Origin of the sequence: Sphingomonas piscis, from assembly GCF_011300455.1 — a bacterium.
Classification (GTDB): domain Bacteria; phylum Pseudomonadota; class Alphaproteobacteria; order Sphingomonadales; family Sphingomonadaceae; genus Sphingomicrobium; species Sphingomicrobium piscis.
This window is the reverse complement of sequence record NZ_CP049869.1, coordinates 2,069,885-2,084,795: the sequence shown is the minus strand read 5'-3', so window position 1 is coordinate 2,084,795 and position 14,911 is coordinate 2,069,885. Positions and strand designations below refer to the sequence as shown.

The 14,911-nt window shown below is 64.3% G+C and carries 15 protein-coding genes and 1 pseudogene; 5 read left to right on the top strand and 11 right to left on the bottom strand.

What is annotated here, in order from left to right; genetic code table 11:
- From G7077_RS10520 to G7077_RS10510, 3 genes are read right to left on the bottom strand one after another with little or no spacing between them, the layout of a single operon-like run.
- Entirely contained in the window at positions 1 to 1,047 is a 1,047-nt protein-coding gene (locus tag G7077_RS10520) for a homocysteine S-methyltransferase family protein (protein WP_166411660.1), read from the bottom strand.
- Entirely contained in the window at positions 1,047 to 1,967 is a 921-nt protein-coding gene (metF, locus tag G7077_RS10515; RefSeq protein ID WP_166411659.1) for a methylenetetrahydrofolate reductase, read from the bottom strand. The genes G7077_RS10520 and metF overlap by 1 nt, the downstream gene beginning before the upstream one ends.
- Positions 1,968 to 1,972: 5 nt before the next feature.
- Positions 1,973 to 2,869, bottom strand: a complete 897-nt coding sequence (locus G7077_RS10510) for an ArsR/SmtB family transcription factor (protein ID WP_246167550.1) — start codon at positions 2,867 to 2,869, stop codon at positions 1,973 to 1,975.
- Between the two features lie 263 nt (positions 2,870 to 3,132).
- On the opposite strand from G7077_RS10510, the gene G7077_RS10505 reads away from it, so the two are divergent.
- Positions 3,133 to 3,378 carry a hypothetical protein gene (locus G7077_RS10505; protein ID WP_166411658.1) on the top strand — a complete coding sequence of 82 codons (246 nt, stop codon included), beginning with the start codon at positions 3,133 to 3,135 and terminating at the stop codon, positions 3,376 to 3,378.
- Positions 3,379 to 3,654: 276 nt separating this feature from the next.
- On the opposite strand, the gene groL is transcribed toward G7077_RS10505, so the two are convergent.
- From groL to G7077_RS14325, 5 genes and pseudogenes are all read right to left on the bottom strand, one after another.
- Positions 3,655 to 5,298, bottom strand: coding sequence for a chaperonin GroEL (gene groL / locus G7077_RS10500; RefSeq protein WP_166411657.1), 1,644 nt, complete (start codon positions 5,296 to 5,298; stop codon positions 3,655 to 3,657).
- A gap of 85 nt (positions 5,299 to 5,383) precedes the next feature.
- Positions 5,384 to 5,671, bottom strand: coding sequence for a co-chaperone GroES (gene groES, locus G7077_RS10495; RefSeq protein WP_166411656.1), 288 nt, complete (start codon positions 5,669 to 5,671; stop codon positions 5,384 to 5,386).
- Between the two features lie 140 nt (positions 5,672 to 5,811).
- On the bottom strand, positions 5,812 to 6,456 hold the full coding sequence (locus G7077_RS10490; RefSeq protein ID WP_166411655.1) for a class I SAM-dependent methyltransferase: 645 nt from the start codon (positions 6,454 to 6,456) through the stop codon (positions 5,812 to 5,814).
- 89 nt (positions 6,457 to 6,545) lie between these two features.
- Entirely contained in the window at positions 6,546 to 7,394 is an 849-nt protein-coding gene (locus tag G7077_RS14330; protein WP_281347035.1) for an oligosaccharide flippase family protein, read from the bottom strand.
- Between the two features lie 121 nt (positions 7,395 to 7,515).
- A pseudogene (locus G7077_RS14325) lies at positions 7,516 to 7,989 on the bottom strand (oligosaccharide flippase family protein); the annotation flags it as partial.
- Between the two features lie 299 nt (positions 7,990 to 8,288).
- Between G7077_RS14325 and G7077_RS10475 the strand changes: the two are divergent.
- On the top strand, positions 8,289 to 9,179 hold the full coding sequence (locus G7077_RS10475) for a polysaccharide pyruvyl transferase family protein (protein ID WP_166411653.1): 891 nt from the start codon (positions 8,289 to 8,291) through the stop codon (positions 9,177 to 9,179).
- Positions 9,128 to 9,466, top strand: a complete 339-nt coding sequence (locus G7077_RS10470) for a polysaccharide pyruvyl transferase family protein (protein ID WP_166411652.1) — start codon at positions 9,128 to 9,130, stop codon at positions 9,464 to 9,466. The genes G7077_RS10475 and G7077_RS10470 overlap by 52 nt, the downstream gene beginning before the upstream one ends.
- Here G7077_RS10470 and G7077_RS14440 read toward each other — a convergent pair.
- Positions 9,463 to 10,260 (bottom strand): MATE family efflux transporter, encoded by a 798-nt coding sequence (locus G7077_RS14440; protein ID WP_343039928.1) that lies wholly within the window; start codon positions 10,258 to 10,260, stop codon positions 9,463 to 9,465. The genes G7077_RS10470 and G7077_RS14440 overlap by 4 nt on opposite strands.
- Positions 10,239 to 10,886 (bottom strand): MATE family efflux transporter, encoded by a 648-nt coding sequence (locus G7077_RS14435; RefSeq protein ID WP_343039926.1) that lies wholly within the window; start codon positions 10,884 to 10,886, stop codon positions 10,239 to 10,241. Before G7077_RS14435 ends, G7077_RS14440 begins: the two co-directional genes overlap by 22 nt.
- Positions 10,887 to 11,009: 123 nt before the next feature.
- Here G7077_RS14435 and sppA point away from each other — a divergent pair, with 123 nt between their 5' ends.
- Both sppA and G7077_RS10455 read left to right on the top strand, forming a co-directional pair.
- Entirely contained in the window at positions 11,010 to 12,860 is a 1,851-nt protein-coding gene (sppA, locus tag G7077_RS10460) for a signal peptide peptidase SppA (protein WP_166411651.1), read from the top strand.
- Positions 12,848 to 13,402, top strand: a complete 555-nt coding sequence (locus G7077_RS10455) for a GNAT family N-acetyltransferase (protein WP_246167149.1) — start codon at positions 12,848 to 12,850, stop codon at positions 13,400 to 13,402. The genes sppA and G7077_RS10455 overlap by 13 nt, the downstream gene beginning before the upstream one ends.
- On the opposite strand, the gene lpdA is transcribed toward G7077_RS10455, so the two are convergent.
- The gene (gene lpdA, locus G7077_RS10450; protein ID WP_166412444.1) at positions 13,399 to 14,796 is read right to left on the bottom strand and encodes a dihydrolipoyl dehydrogenase; all 1,398 of its coding nucleotides are present in this window, start codon (positions 14,794 to 14,796) and stop codon (positions 13,399 to 13,401) included. The two genes, G7077_RS10455 and lpdA, sit on opposite strands and share 4 nt — an antisense overlap.
- Positions 14,797 to 14,911: the final 115 nt, after the last annotated feature.

Here is a 14,911-nt window from a genome sequence, read left to right as displayed (position 1 = left end):
TTAGGCTGCCAGCACCATCGGCTCGAGCCCGGCGAGGCGAGTGCGGACGTCGAGTTGGGGCGCGGTCCGGGGCGCAAGTCCCTCCACCGCGCGCTTCATCTCGGCGATATGCTCCGGTGTCGAGCCGCAGCAGCCGCCGAGCACGTTCACCTGGCCTGCATCCGCCCATTCCTTGACCAAGGACGCGGTCGTCGCCGGCTCCTCGTCATATTCGCCCAGGTCGTTGGGCAGGCCGGCATTGGGGTAGACCATGATCAGCGTGTCCGCGACCTTGGACAGGGTCGCGACATGCGGGCGAAGCTGCTCGGCCCCGAAAGAGCAATTTAGGCCAACGGTCAGCGGCCTGGCATGGCGGACCGCGTACCAGAAGGCCTCGACCGTGTGGCCGGACAGGTTGCGCCCCGAAAGGTCGGTGAGCGTCATCGACAGCATGATCGGCAGGTCGCGGCCGAGCGCCTGGCCCGCTTCCAAGGCCGCCATGATGCCGGCCTTGGCATTCAGCGTATCGAAGATGGTCTCGATGAGGATGAAGTCAGCGCCGCCTTCGACCAGGGCATCGACCTGCTCGCGGTAGACGTCCTTCAAAAAGTCGAAGTCGATTTCGCGGAAGCCGGGATCGTTGACGTCCGGCGACAGGGACAAGGTCTTGTTGGTCGGTCCGATCGCGCCGGCGACGAAGCGCGGGCGGCCGTCCTTCGCCTGGAACTCGTCGGCGATGCCGCGGGCCAGCTGCGCACTTGCAAGGTTGATGTCGCGGACCAGATGCTCGGCGGCATAATCGGCCTGGCTGATGCGGTTCGCCGAGAAAGTGTTGGTGGACGCAATGTCGGCACCCGCCTCGAAGTAGGCGCGGTGAATGGAGGCCGGCACCTCCCGGTTCGTCAGCGCCAAAATGTCGTTGTTGCCGCGCTGATCCTTGGCCAAGCCAAGATCGCCGGCATAGGCTGCCTCGTCCAGCTTCCAACGCTGGATCTCGGTCCCGAACGCGCCGTCGTTGATCAGGATGCGTTTGGCCGCTTGGGCCAGAAATGTCTCACGGGCGCCCATTACGCGGCCTCCTCGATGGCTGGCTTGCTCGCGCGCACGCCGAGCAGGTGACAAATGGCGTAGCTGAGCTCCGCCCGGTTCAGGGTGTAGAAGTGGAAGTGGCGGATGCCGCCGGCATAAAGCTGGCCGCACATCTCCGCGGCGACGGTCGCCGCAATCAGCTTGCGCGCTTCGGGTAGCTCGTCGAGCCCTTCGAACAGATTGTCCATCCACTTCGGGATGGCCGCGCCGCACGCGCCGGCGAATTTACGGGTCTGGGCAACGTTGGAGACGGGCAGGATGCCGGGCACGATTTCCACGTCGATCCCGGCGGCGGCGACATCGTCGCGGAAACGCAGAAAGGCGTCGGGCGAGAAGAAGAACTGGGTGATGGCGCGATCGGCACCGGCATGGACCTTGCGCCTCAGATTTTCGAGGTCCGCTGCCTTGTCCCCCGAGTCCGGATGACATTCGGGATAAGCGGCGACCGAGATGTCGAACGGCGCAATCTTCTTGAGACCGGCAACCAGCTCCGCGGCGTTGGCGTAGCCTCCGGGGTGCTGCTCATATTTGCTGCCGAGTTCGGGCGGGTCGCCGCGCAGCGCCACGATGTGGCGCACGCCCGCTTCCCAATAGTGGCGGGCGACCTCATCCACTTCCTCCCGAGTGGCCGACACGCAGGTGAGGTGCGCCGCCGCCGTAAGGCTGGTGTCGCGCGCTATGCGCTCCACCGTCGCATGTGTCCGCTCGCGCGTCGAACCGCCGGCACCGTAGGTGACCGACACGAAGCGCGGGCCGAGCGGCTCCAGCGTCTTGATCGACTCCCACAGCGTCTGCTCCATCTTCTCCGTCTTGGGCGGGAAGAATTCGAAGCTGACGTCGATGTCGCCGTGGGTTTCGGCGAACAAGGGTGCGCGCGTTTGAGGAAGAACCGAACTCATGTGATTTAGGCAGCTTTCCGGCGGGTCAGGGTCGCGGTCGCCTTGACGCCGCGCCACAGGGTGACGGTCAGTTCGCCGCCTTCGAGATGCTGGACGCGGTCGACCTGCAGGCCTGCGGACGCGAACCAGTCCGTCATCACCTCGTCTTCGAAGCCCAGGCGGATATGCGCATCCGTTTCGCGCAATTCCTCGCGTTCGTGGGCAGCGAAGTCGACGATCAGCAACGTGCCGCCGGCGCCGAGCACGCGGGCAGCCTCCGCAACGGCTGCTGCGGGCGAATGGGCGTAGTGCAGCACCTGGTGAAGGATCACGCAGTCGGCGACTTCGTCGGGCAGCGGAAGCGCATAAATGTCGCCCTGCCGAAGGCTGGCGCGAATGCCCGTCGTATCGAGCTTCGCCCGGGCCAGACGCAGCATTTCTGACGAACGGTCGATGCCGATCGCCTGGCTTGCCTGCGGACCGAACAGTTCGATCATCCGCCCGGTGCCCGTCCCGATGTCTACGAGGCAGCCCAGGTCGGCGCTGCCCAGAGCATCGGCAATGGCGCGCTCCACCTCGCTCTCGGCCACATGAAGCGAGCGAATCTGATCCCACACGGCGGCATGAGCTTCGAAATAACGGGTGGCCGCCTGCGTCCGCTCCGCGCGCACGGACTCGAGCCGAACCGCATCGCTTCGAAACAAATTCTTGATTTCCCCGTCCGCCAGCGTGTCGATCAGCGCAAAAACCGGATCGGTGCGCAGCGCGTCGGCGAGCGTCAGGAACACCCAGCTGCCTTCCTTGCGGCGCTCCAGCGCGCCGGCGTCGGCAAGGATCTTGAGATGGCGGGACACTCGCGGCTGGCTTTGGCCGAGAACTTGCGCAAGCTCCCCGACCGAAAGCTCCATTTCGCGTAACAGCATCAGAACCCGCAGCCGCGTGGAGTCGGCAAGGGCCTGGAAGAAGTCCGCGATTGGAAGGTCCGTCGCCACGATTTAACGATATAAGGATATCTTTATATCAGTCAACGGAAAACCCGAAATGTGAGGCGAAACAATCTCCTAAGCGCAAATAGGGATTGCATCGTCTTTTGGGCGCCTATATCTGCCGGCGCTGGCCTGTGCTTTATCAGCGACAGGCCGAGGAAAGTGACCGCTGACGGTCACATCTTAGGAGTCGAACGATCATGAAGACCATTGCACTGACCGTTGCGGTCCTCGGGCTCGGCCTTGCCGCTTGCCAGGACAATGCGCCTGACAACGCTGTGAGCACCGAGAACACCATCGAGACCGAAGCCGCTTCCGACGTCAACACTTCGACGGACGCCCTCTCGAACGCTGCCGACGCCAGCCTCAATGCGATCGACAATGGCGTGGACGCCGCCGGCAACACGGTGGACAGCACCGTCAACTCGGCGGACAACGCCCTCTAAGCATTCGCTTCCTCACCGAAGCAAATGGAAGGGCCGTCCCTCGGGGCGGCCCTTTTTCGTGCGCGATGCACGTGATAAAGAATGCTCATGAGAATTGCGCTTCTTGGTGCCGCTTTGCTGCTTTGCGCCTGCCGCGATGATCGGCCGCCGGCACCGACGGATGAACAATCCGAACAGCTAAACGACGCCGAAGACCTCCTTGATGCTCTCGCCAACGAAAAAGGGCCGGAGCAAAGCCCCGGCCCTCCTTCAAGCGAGTAGGCTTGGTCGCCGGACTTAGAAGTCCATGCCGCCCATGCCGCCCATTCCGCCGCCGCCCATGGCCGGAGCCGGCTTGTCTTCCGGCAGTTCGGCGATCGTGGCTTCGGTGGTGATCAGCAGACCGGCGACCGACGCCGCATCCTGAAGCGCGGTGCGGACGACCTTGGTCGGGTCGATCACGCCGGCCTGAACCAGGTTCTCGTAGGTTTCGGTCTGGGCGTTGAAGCCCTGGGTCGGGTCATTGCCTTCGAGCAGCTTGCCCGAGATCACCGCGCCGTCGTGACCGGCATTCTGCGCGATCTGGCGGACCGGCGCGTAGAGCGCCTTGCGGACGATATCGACGCCGCGGGTCTGGTCGTCGTTCTGACCCTTGAGGCCTTCCAGCGCCTTGGTCGCGTAGAGGAGCGCGGTACCGCCGCCGGGGACGATGCCTTCCTCAACCGCGGCGCGGGTCGCGTGAAGCGCGTCGTCGACGCGGTCCTTGCGCTCCTTCACCTCGACTTCGGACGCGCCGCCGACCTTGATCACGGCAACGCCGCCGGCGAGCTTGGCGAGACGCTCCTGGAGCTTCTCACGGTCGTAGTCGCTGGTGGTGTTCTCGATCTGCTGGCGGATCGCCTCGGTGCGGCCCTTGATGGCGTCGCCCGTGCCCGCGCCGTCGACAATGGTGGTGTTGTCCTTGTCGATGGTGACGCGCTTGGCGGTGCCGAGCATCTGAACGGTGACGTTCTCGAGCTTGATGCCAAGATCCTCGCTGATCATCTCACCACCAGTGAGGATCGCGATGTCCTCGAGCATCGCCTTGCGGCGATCGCCGAAGCCCGGTGCCTTCACGGCCGCGACCTTGAGACCGCCGCGGAGCTTGTTGACGACGAGCGTGGCCAGAGCCTCGCCTTCGATGTCCTCGGCGATGATGAGAAGCGGACGGCCCGACTGAACGACGGCTTCCAGGATCGGGAGCATCGCCTGCAGGTTCGACAGCTTCTTCTCGTGGATCAGGATGTAGGGGTCGGCGAGCTCGACCTGCATCTTTTCGGGGTTGGTGATGAAGTAAGGCGAAAGGTAGCCACGGTCGAACTGCATGCCTTCGACGACGTCCAGTTCGAACTCGAGGCCCTTGGCCTCCTCGACGGTGATGACGCCTTCCTTGCCGACCTTTTCCATGGCTTCGGCGATCTTCTCACCGACCACGGTGTCGCCGTTGGCCGAGATGATGCCGACCTGGGCGATCTCGTTGGAACCGGCGACCGGCTTGGAGCGCGACTTGATGTCCTCGACGACCTTGCCGACGGCGAGGTCGATGCCGCGCTTCAGGTCCATCGGGTTCATGCCGGCCGCAACCGACTTCATGCCTTCGCGGACGATTGCCTGGGCGAGAACGGTCGCCGTGGTGGTGCCGTCGCCGGCGAGGTCGTTGGTCTTCGACGCAACCTCGCGCAGCATCTGTGCGCCCATGTTCTCGAACTTGTCCTTGAGCTCGATTTCCTTGGCGACGGTGACGCCGTCCTTGGTAATGCGGGGAGCGCCGAAGCTCTTGTCGATGACGACGTTGCGGCCCTTGGGGCCCAGCGTCACCTTCACTGCATCGGCGAGAATGTCGACGCCGCGCAGAATGCGCTCACGCGCGTCGCGGCTGAATTTCACGTCTTTGGCTGCCATCTGGCTACCCTTTCATGCTTTCGGCTTTGAACGGGTTCAAAGCCGGGAATTTGGAAGAAAAAGAAAGTCGGTCCGGGGTGCAGCTTCAGCCGACGATGCCCAGGATGTCGCTTTCCTTCATGATGATCAGGTCTTCACCGTCGACCTTGACCTCGGTGCCCGACCACTTGCCGAACAGGATGCGGTCGCCGGCCTTGACGTCGAGCGGCGTGATCGTGCCGTTCTCGGCGCGGGCGCCGGTGCCCACGGAAATGACTTCGCCTTCCTGCGGCTTTTCCTTCGCCGTATCCGGGATGATGATCCCGCCGGCGGTCTTCTCTTCGGCCTCGACGCGGCGGACGAGGACACGATCATGAAGCGGCCTGAAACCCATAGCCTTTTAGCCCCTTGTTGGTTGCTCTAGAATGGTTTTGCGCGTTAGCACTCCCGATGCGAGAGTGCCAGCGACGACCGGCATATGGGTGCATGGTTCGCGAGCGTCAACCGCCGTACGCTTCAAAAAAATTGCGCCGGTCAGGCAGGCTTTCGCGCCAGCAGCACCGTCTGGCGATAGCGCCTGAACAGCCACAGAAGGCGATGCGCCATCGGCCACCATCGATCCCGCCGATAAAATGGCATCGCCACCCGGCCGAGGTGATTGATCAACGCCTGGCGCCCGGGTCGGAAATGTCCGCAGTCGAGGATCTGCCCGCGCTCGATCTCCCAACCGCGGAACAGCCGGACCAATTCTTCCGGCGATGGCCTGAACATCGTGTCGATCGGATCGGCATGATAGGGGTAGCTGTAGGGCACGGTGACGAGCGCCCAGCCGCCCGGCTTCACGAGCGAGGCGCAGGCCTCCGCAAAAGGTGCCGGGTCGACGAGGTGCTCAAGAAGGTTGGAGCAGATCAGCAAGTCCGCATCGTAGCGGCGCAGGCGATCCTGGAAGGCCGGGTCGAGCACGTCGCCAACTTCGTCGACTCCGTCGGCCCTCTTCATGTCGCAGTGAACGATCCGGAGACCTGCCTCCTGAAGCTGGTCGAACAGCAGGCCGACATGCGGCTGCATGGAGCGGCGAAACGCCTCCGTGGACGAGCCGATGTTGAGGCATACGGAGCCGGCAGGCAACGCAAGGTCCCGCACCCAGTCGGCAACGACCTGGGCTTCTTCAATTCGCATCGGTCCGCTTTCCCGTTCCCGCCATCGTGATCCAGCGGCCGCTTAGCACGTTCGGAGCCGTTTCGGGTCCGATCCCGCGCGTACCTTTCTCAAACTGCCGCTCGCCCTTGTCGAGCAAGGCGCGAACGAATGTGTCCGATCGCCGTCTGCCGTATGCGCGCCAGGTCCTGCGAAAGCAGCGAGGCAGGGCCAAAGGCGATCATGAACACGGCGATCGCGCCGAACAGCAACGGCGGCACCAGACGGAGCATCAGACTTTGACCCGGTCCAAGCAACCATGCGGCGCCGGCCGCTATCACCCCGGGCGGGAGCGCGACCAGCAGCGCGGAGCTGTGAATCCTGAACAAGCGCCCAAGGCTAACGTCGATTAGACGCATGACCAAGCCAAGGCAGATGAGGTAGAAGATCCAGTAGGCGATGGCGATGCCAACCGCTGCCCCGACCAACGCGTACCGTGCGCCGGTGACAGCGCCTGCGCAGACAAGGACCAGGTGGATAGCTTGGCGGACAGCGCTTTGCCGGCCGAGGCCGAGTGCCAACGGAACCGCTTCCGCAACGACATAGCCGCTTCGCGCGACGAAGGCGGCAAATAGCGCCTGCATCAAGGGCGTCGCGCTTTGCCAGCCCGGCCCCAGGAGAACGTCGACGATAAGGTCCGCGAACATGACAACGAAGACGGAAGCAAGGGTCGACCCTATAAGGCCGGTGGACAGCGCCCGATCGAAACCTGATGTCAATCGGGCACGGTCATCCTGCATCCGCGAAAATGTCGAGAACAGAACGCGCATCGCACCCGTGCCGAGCAATTGATTCAGCGTCAGCATCAGGGATGAGGCACGCGAATAATAGCGGAGCGCCGACGCCCCGAGCAATTTGCCGACGACGATCCGGTCGACGTTGCCGGCCGCCCAGTTCAGAAGCTTCGTCACCGTGAACATCCCGCCGGATCGGAGCGCATCGCCGATGGCGCTGCGGCTGAATGCGATCGGATAGCGCGCGCGCGGCCCGCCAGCAAAGCAAGGTTTCGATGCATACGGAGGCGATCTGCGACCATACCAGCGACCACAGCCCGAAACCGGCAAAAGCAAGGGCAATGGCGATGATCCCGTAGGCCGCCTGGGCAACGAACGAGTTGATCGCCAGTACGCCGAACTGGGAACCGCGCTGAAGCAGGGCGGTGCTGATCGCCATGGCCGCGCTGATCGGAAGGATGAGGGCGAATGGGATAAGGATTTCGGACATGTTCTGGAAATCGAACTGTCCTTCGATCAGAGGACCCGCGGCGATGATGCCGACCGCGAAAAGCGACGCCAGGACCGCGGAGAGCAGGAGCGACGCACCGACGAGCGATGGCGTGACTTCCGCCCGCTGGATCAGCACCATCCCGGAGCTTCCGTCGACCAACAGCGTGGCAAGGCCCATGACGACGACCGCAATGGCCACCACGCCGAAGTCCGACGGGGTAAGCAAGCGCGCCAGGACCGCGATGGTGACGAGATTGAGTGGCGCCTTAAGAACGCGACCCGCCGTCATCCAGAGAACGCCATGAACCGTCGCCCGGCCAAGCGAACCCTGCCCGTCGAGGCCCGGTTTTTCATTACCCAATGACGCTTCCCTCAACCGTCGTGACCCGTCTCTAGCGGTCAAAGCTGCATCGCCCAAGCATGGTGCCACTTCCCAGCGAGGGTCCAACTCGGATAACGGTCGCCATTCTTTCTTGGGGGTTGGTCCTGCAAATTTCGGATCAGGGGCCACTTGGAGCCCTGTTCATCACGCGGCTTAAGACCGGCAACAAGGGCAACGAAGCTTTGTCCGCAAGGTGGATTGAGCTTTTGAGATCAAGGCTTGGCGATCGCCCCTTCGGCATCGCCCCGCGCGTTCCCAACCATCTGACGCTGTACGAGTTGAGCGCGCTTGGACCACCGGATCAAGCGGCGGCGCGTTTCGAGCAGTGGGCGGAGCAGATCGTTGCCGATTGGTCCGCCAATCGGCCACCCGCAAGCCGGTTCGGTGTCACGATGCCAGTGTTGGACGAAACCGAGATCGCCCGGCCGGGACCCTTGTTCAAGGTTCGCCGAAAGCTGGGGATCCGGTCCCGGCTCGCGCACGCGGGACGGTATCGGTCCGACTATCGCAACCGGCTTTCGGCCTTCCAGGAAGCGGGCTGCGTGATCCTCAACCCGGCAGGAGAGTTCTGGATCTCGGCGACCGATATCCCAATGCGGCACCTGCTGGACATCTATGTCGCCAAAAAACTCGGCTGTCTGACCGCGATCGTCAACCACACCTTTGAATTGGTCGAACCAAGCCTGCTGCAGGTCGTCAAACACGTATATTCCGCGATGGACGTGATCTCCGTCCGGGAAGAAAGCTCCAAGGCCAGGCTGACTTCTCTTGGGATCGACCCCGACCTCATCACGGTTGCGCCCGACGTGGTGTTCATGACCGAACCCGCGCCGTCCGACGCACATCCGGCAAGCGGCCGCGCCCGGGTCGCCATTTGCCCCAACACCGCATACCTCGATCAGGCCGAAGACGTTTGGAGCGACCTGATCCAGGCTTTGCTCGATCGGGAGTACGATCTTACCCTGGTCACCAACGATTTCCCGACGGACCGCCCGGCTCTCGACCGCCTGCGCGAAAGGTTCGGCCTGCCCCAAGGGGCGCGGAAATGCCCGCCAAGGCATATGCAGGCTTTCTCGGCACCTTTGATGCAGTGGTGAGCAGCCGCCTTCACACTGGCGTCCTGGCGTTGACCGCCTCCACGCCCGTGGTTCCGATCGAAGGACTTCAGTTCAAGATCACCGCAGCGATGACCGCTGCAGGCGTCCCACTCGCCGCCGTCCGCCCGGGCGACCCTGGCTGGGTCGACAATGTTCTTCGTTCACTGGACTCGATCCTTGCCGACCCAGCCGCCGCACGGGCCTGGGCGGGCGCCGCCGTACGGCGACAGCGGGAAAGCATCGATGAGTTCGTCGACGGCGTCATCCACCGACTCCGCCTCGGCTAATGAAGTGGGACCGCCCCTGAGCGTGACGCAACTACTGCCGAACTGACGAGCCCCAAGCGCTGGCGCATCGACCAGCGCACGATCAGAAGAACTGCGACAAGGGCTAGGCCCACCGCGAGCCCGATCCAGATGCCGACGCCCTGCAGGCCGCCCGGAAAGGCAAGCCACACGCCGGCGCCGATGCCGACCACCCAATAGCCGAACAGAGCGAACATCATCGGAATGCGGGTGTCGTGAAGGCCCCGGAGCATGCCCGCGGCAATGACCTGCGCCCCATCGACGATCTGAAAGGCGGCGGCGACCGCGAGGAACGATACGGCAAGCCCCATCACCCGCCCCCGCTCGGCGTCCGCTTCGAGGAAGAGCCCGACCAATTGCGTCGGGAACAGCCACATCGCAAGCGCCGTCAGGCTCATGAACCCGACGCCGGTCACGAGCGCCGTCCAACCTGCGCGCGTAATCCCCTGCAGGTCACCAGCGCCAAGTGCTCGCCCGACCCGCACGGTCGCCGCCTGCCCAAGCCCTAAGGGCACCATGAAGGTGAGTGCGGCGATCTGAAGCGCGATCGCGTGAGCGGCGACGCTGTCCGTATCGATCAGGCCCATCAGGTAAGCCGCGGCGCTGAACACGGCGCCTTCGAACCCCATCGCAAGGCCGATCGGCAAGCCAAGCAGCAACAAGCGGCCAAGCCGTCCCCAGTCCGCACGCCAGAAGCGACCGAACAGGTGGAACCGCCGGAACTGGCGGTCGCGCAGCAGGACCAGCCCCAATCCTATCGCCAGCAAGGTCCACACGATGGAGCTGCCAAGCCCCCGCCGAACAATCCAAGTGCCGGAAGGCCGAACTTGCCGAAGATCAGCGACCAGCTGACCAGCGCATTGAGGGCAATGCCGACGACGCTGACCGCAAGAATCCAGCCCGGCCGCTGCACGGCGGACAGGTAATTGCGCATCGCCTGGAACAGGAGGAAGGGCAGCGCCGACCACATATAGCCGTGGAGGAACAGTGCCGCCTCACTGGCCAGTTCCGGCTGCTGGCCGAGCGCGAGGATCAATGGCTCGGCATTCCACAGCACCAGCCACAGCGGCGCCACCATGATTGCAACCAGCCAGAGCGACTGCCGAAAGGTGCGGCGAACGTCGCGAACGCTTTTCACCTTGGCGCCGAGTGCAGTCGCCATCATCGGCGAGCCGGCGGTCACGACGCCCATGGCGAACAGGGTAAAGGCCCAGGTGAGATTGAGGCCGAGCGTCGCCGCCGCAAGCTGACGCGGGCCGAGCCAGCCGATCAGCACCACGTCGGTAGCATTGATCAAGGCCATGGTAAGGTTGGACAGGATGAGCGGCCAGGCGAGCGCAATGGTCGCCGCAAGCTCCGGCACCCAGCCCTGCCTTACACCCTGTTCAGCCTCATCGGTCATGGCGCGTCATTGAAGGGTGCGGGGCGATGACGCAATGCGGCAGGCACGCGCCGGTCGCCCTGCTCGCTTTCAAGGCTGCTCTGCACTATTTGCAGCGACACACTTGGTTGAGGTTGTGCGCAAATGAAGTTCGTGTCCGCCATCTGGAAGCTGCTGGTCGGGATCAAGGATGCGTTGGTCCTGCTGCTCCTGCTGCTGTTCTTCGGCGCGCTCTACGCCGTTCTGCGTTCCTCGCCCGAGCCGGCGGGAAGCGGCGTCCTGGCGATGAAGCTGAGCCGGCCGGTCATGGAGCAACCCGCGGGCGCCAGGCTCAGCGAACTCGCCGGTGGAAGCGCAACGCGGGAGTATCGCCTGCGCGACATGATCGCGGCGCTGGATGCGGCGCGCACCGACGGCAGCGTCAAGGCCGTCGCACTGGAACTGGACGGCTTCTCGGCTGGCGGACAGACGGGAGCGGCAGACCTTGCCGAGGCGGTCGCCCGGGTCCGGAAGTCAGGCAAGCCCGTGGTTGCTTACGCCACAGGCTATAGCGACGCCGGTTATCTCGTAGCCGCAGCAGCGTCGGAGATCTGGCTGAACCCACTGGGCGCGGTCGTGGTTACGGGACCGGGCGGAAGCAATCTCTATTACAAGGGATTGCTCGACAAGCTGGGCGTCACCGCGAACATCTACCGGGTAGGGACCTACAAATCGGCGGTCGAGCCCTACACGCGCAGCGACATGTCGCCCGAGGCTCGCGCCAATTATCAGGCACTGACGGGCGCCCTGCTCGAAACGTGGCGGGAGCGGGTGCAGCAGCTTCGCCCGAATGCCAACGTCGACCTTTTCCTGGGCAACATGAATGGCGCGGTCCAGGCGGCGGGCGGCGATATCGCGCAGGCGGCTCTGCGCGCCGGGCTGGTCGACAAGGTCGCCGACCGGCGCGCTTACGAGCAACGGCTGGAGCAACTTGGCGGCAAGAGCGACCGCGGGGACGGCTTCGCGTCGATCAAGCTGGAATCCTACATTCGGGACAAGGTGAAGCCCAACAGCAGCGGCACGATCGGGGTGGTGACGATCGCGGGCATGATCGTCGACGGCAAGTCGCCTCAGGGCACGGCCGGTGGCGACAGTATCGCCGAGTCCATCGAGGCGGCGCTGCGAAACGACGACCTGAAGGCGCTAGTGGTTCGGGTGGACAGCCCGGGCGGATCGGTCACAGCGTCCGAGCGCATCCGGCAGGCGCTGCTTGCCGCGAAGGAAAAGAAGATGCCGATCGTGGTGTCGATGGGCAATGTCGCCGCATCGGGCGGCTATTGGGTTTCGACGCCGGCGGACTTCATCTACGCCGAGCCCTCGACGATCACCGGATCGATCGGCGTGTTCGGCGTCCTTCCGAGTTTTCAGGGCACCTTGCAGAAGCTCGGAGTGGGCGCTGACGGCGTCAAATCGACGCCGCTGTCCGGTGAGCCGGACCTGCTGCGCGGCCCGTCACCGGAGGTCAGCCAACTGATCCAAACGGGCGTCGAGTCCACGTATAGACGCTTCCTCGGCATCGTCGGGCAGTCTCGTCGTAAATCGCCGGCCGAGATCGACCGGATCGCGCAAGGTCGGGTGTGGGATGGCGGGTCCGCGCGACAGATCGGGCTGGTCGACGGCTTCGGCGGCATGGAAGAGGCGATTGCCAAAGCGGGCGAGCTCGCCAAGCTGGATGAGGACAATCGCGGCGTGCGCGACCTCGAGCGGCCCAGGAGCTTGACGGAAAGCCTGATCGCAACGCTTGCCGGAGCGGAGGACGAGGATGCTTCGCAAGATGCGTTCGCGGGGCTGCGTGGCGATGCCGAGACAATCGTCGCGCGGGCGCTGACCGATGCGCGGATGATCCTGTCCGGCCCGACGATCCAGGTCCGGTGCCTGGAATGCCCCGGCTTACCGGCACGCAATGACGCCCCCCGATCCGGTTTGCTGGAGCGGATTGCGGCGTGGCTGTCCTGATCCGGCTGGCGCGGGCGGAGGATTCGTCCGCGATTGCCGCCATCTACCGCCCTTATGTCGCGGACACGCGCATCACATTCGAGGAAGTGCCGCCGGCGGCGGATGAGATCGTGCAGCGGATGAGTAATCCCTGCCATCCCTGGCTGGTGCTGGAGAAGGACGGCATCATCTCCGGTTACACTTCGACGGCCACGATGCGCGCCCGCGCCGCCTATCGCTGGAGTGTGGAGACCGGAATCTACCTTGCCGAGAGCGCGAAGGGCCAAGGGCTAGGCAAGGCTTTGCTGTCGGCGCACCTGACCCTGCTGGAAAACCAGGGCTTTACCAGCGCATTCGCCGGGATCGCCTTGCCCAACGACGCGAGCATCGGCCTTCACGAAGCGCTCGGCTTCCGACTGATGGGCGTGGAGCGCGGCGTCGGCTTCAAGCTCAGTGGCTGGTCGGATGTCGCGCGCTATCAGCGCGACCTCGCGCCAAGGACGAACCCGCCGGGCGAGTTGAAGGCCTGCCGCGATTGCTTCGAGGCGCTGCCCGTCGGTTAGATGTGGATCGGCTTGCCGGTCACCGCCATCGCTGCTTCCTTGAGCGCCTCGCTGTGAGTCGGGTGGGCGTGGCAGGTGTAGGCAATGTCCTCGCTGGTGGCGCCGAACTCCATCGCTTGCGCGGCCTGAGCGATCATCGTCCCGCCGACCGAGGCGATCACCCAGACGCCGAGGACGCGGTCGGTCTTCGCATCGGCGATGACCTTCACGAAGCCATCGGGCTCATGGTTGGTCTTGGCGCGGCTGTTGGCGAGCATCGGGAACTTGCCGACCTTGACCTCACCATGCTCCTTCGCCTGCTCCTCCGTCAGGCCGACACCGGCGATTTCCGGATTGGTGTAGACCACGCTGGGAATGACGTCGTGGTTCACGATTCCGGTCAGGCCGGCGATATTCTCCGCAACGGCGATGCCTTCGTCTTCCGCCTTATGGGCAAGCATCGGGCCGGGGATGACGTCGCCGATCGCCCAAATGCCCGGAACGGAGGTGCGGAAGTCATGGTCGGTCTCAATCTGGCCGCGATTGTTGACCTGCAGGCCTGCCTTGTCGAGCGCGAGCCCGTCAGTGTTGGGGCGCCGGCCGATGGAGACCAGCACATGGCTTGCCTCGATCGTCTCGGCAGCGCCGCCAGGCGCGGGTTCGACCGTGAGGGCCACCGTATCACCCTTGCGCTCGGCGCCAGTGACCTTGGTTGAAAGCTTGAACTCGAAGCCCTGCTTCTTGAAGATCTTGTTGGCTTCCCTGCGGACCTCACCGTCCATGCCGGGCAGGATCTGATCGAGATACTCGACCACGGTCACCTTGGCACCCAGACGCTTCCACACCGAGCCGAGTTCAAGCCCGATGACGCCACCGCCGATCACGACGAGGTGGCTCGGCACTTCGGAAAGCTCCAGCGCACCCGTCGAGTCGACGATCCGTTCCTGGTCGACCGCGATGCCGGGAAGCGGCGTGACCGATGAGCCGGTGGCGATGACGATGTTCTTGGCCGTAACGGCGCGGTCGCCAACCTTGACGCTGTTGGCGCCTTCGAACGATGCCAAGCCCTTCAGCCACTCGATCTTGTTCTTCTTGAACAGGAACTCGATGCCTCCGGTCAGGCCCTTCACCGCCTCGCGGCGGGTGCCGTGCATCGTGTCCAGGTCGAGCTCGACATTGCCGGCCTTCACGCCCCATTTGGCGAGTGTTCCGTGCGCGGCCTCTTCGAACAATTCAGAGGCGTGCAGCAGCGCCTTGGAAGGAATGCAGCCGACGTTGAGGCAGGTACCGCCCAGCGTCTCGCGGCTTTCCGCGCACGCCGTCTTCAGGCCGAGCTGCGCCGCGCGGATCGCCGCCACGTAGCCGCCGGGCCCAGCGCCAATCACAAGCACGTCGAAGTCGAAGCCGTCGGCCATCATGCACCTCAATATGGGAAGTTTGCCGCGCCCTTAAACCTTCGGTGCAGCATGCGTCGAGAGGTAACAGATGTTTAACGCGGGAGCGTGTAACAGTGCCGTCATAAGAAGAGGC

Excerpts from the sequence above, each read along its gene's own strand:
- G7077_RS10520 (WP_166411660.1), bottom strand. The coding sequence starts at position 1,047 with ATGGGCGCCCGTGAGACATTTCTGGCCCAAGCGGCCAAACGCATCCTG.
- metF (WP_166411659.1), bottom strand. The coding sequence starts at position 1,967 with ATGAGTTCGGTTCTTCCTCAAACGCGCGCACCCTTGTTCGCCGAAACC.
- G7077_RS10510 (WP_246167550.1), bottom strand. The coding sequence starts at position 2,869 with ATGCTGTTACGCGAAATGGAGCTTTCGGTCGGGGAGCTTGCGCAAGTT.
- G7077_RS10505 (WP_166411658.1), top strand. The coding sequence starts at position 3,133 with ATGAAGACCATTGCACTGACCGTTGCGGTCCTCGGGCTCGGCCTTGCC.
- groL (WP_166411657.1), bottom strand. The coding sequence starts at position 5,298 with ATGGCAGCCAAAGACGTGAAATTCAGCCGCGACGCGCGTGAGCGCATT.
- groES (WP_166411656.1), bottom strand. The coding sequence starts at position 5,671 with ATGGGTTTCAGGCCGCTTCATGATCGTGTCCTCGTCCGCCGCGTCGAG.
- G7077_RS10490 (WP_166411655.1), bottom strand. The coding sequence starts at position 6,456 with ATGCGAATTGAAGAAGCCCAGGTCGTTGCCGACTGGGTGCGGGACCTT.
- G7077_RS14330 (WP_281347035.1), bottom strand. The coding sequence starts at position 7,394 with ATGTTCACGGTGACGAAGCTTCTGAACTGGGCGGCCGGCAACGTCGAC.
- G7077_RS10470 (WP_166411652.1), top strand. The coding sequence starts at position 9,128 with ATGCCCGCCAAGGCATATGCAGGCTTTCTCGGCACCTTTGATGCAGTG.
- G7077_RS14435 (WP_343039926.1), bottom strand. The coding sequence starts at position 10,886 with ATGACCGATGAGGCTGAACAGGGTGTAAGGCAGGGCTGGGTGCCGGAG.
- sppA (WP_166411651.1), top strand. The coding sequence starts at position 11,010 with ATGAAGTTCGTGTCCGCCATCTGGAAGCTGCTGGTCGGGATCAAGGAT.
- lpdA (WP_166412444.1), bottom strand. The coding sequence starts at position 14,796 with ATGGCCGACGGCTTCGACTTCGACGTGCTTGTGATTGGCGCTGGGCCC.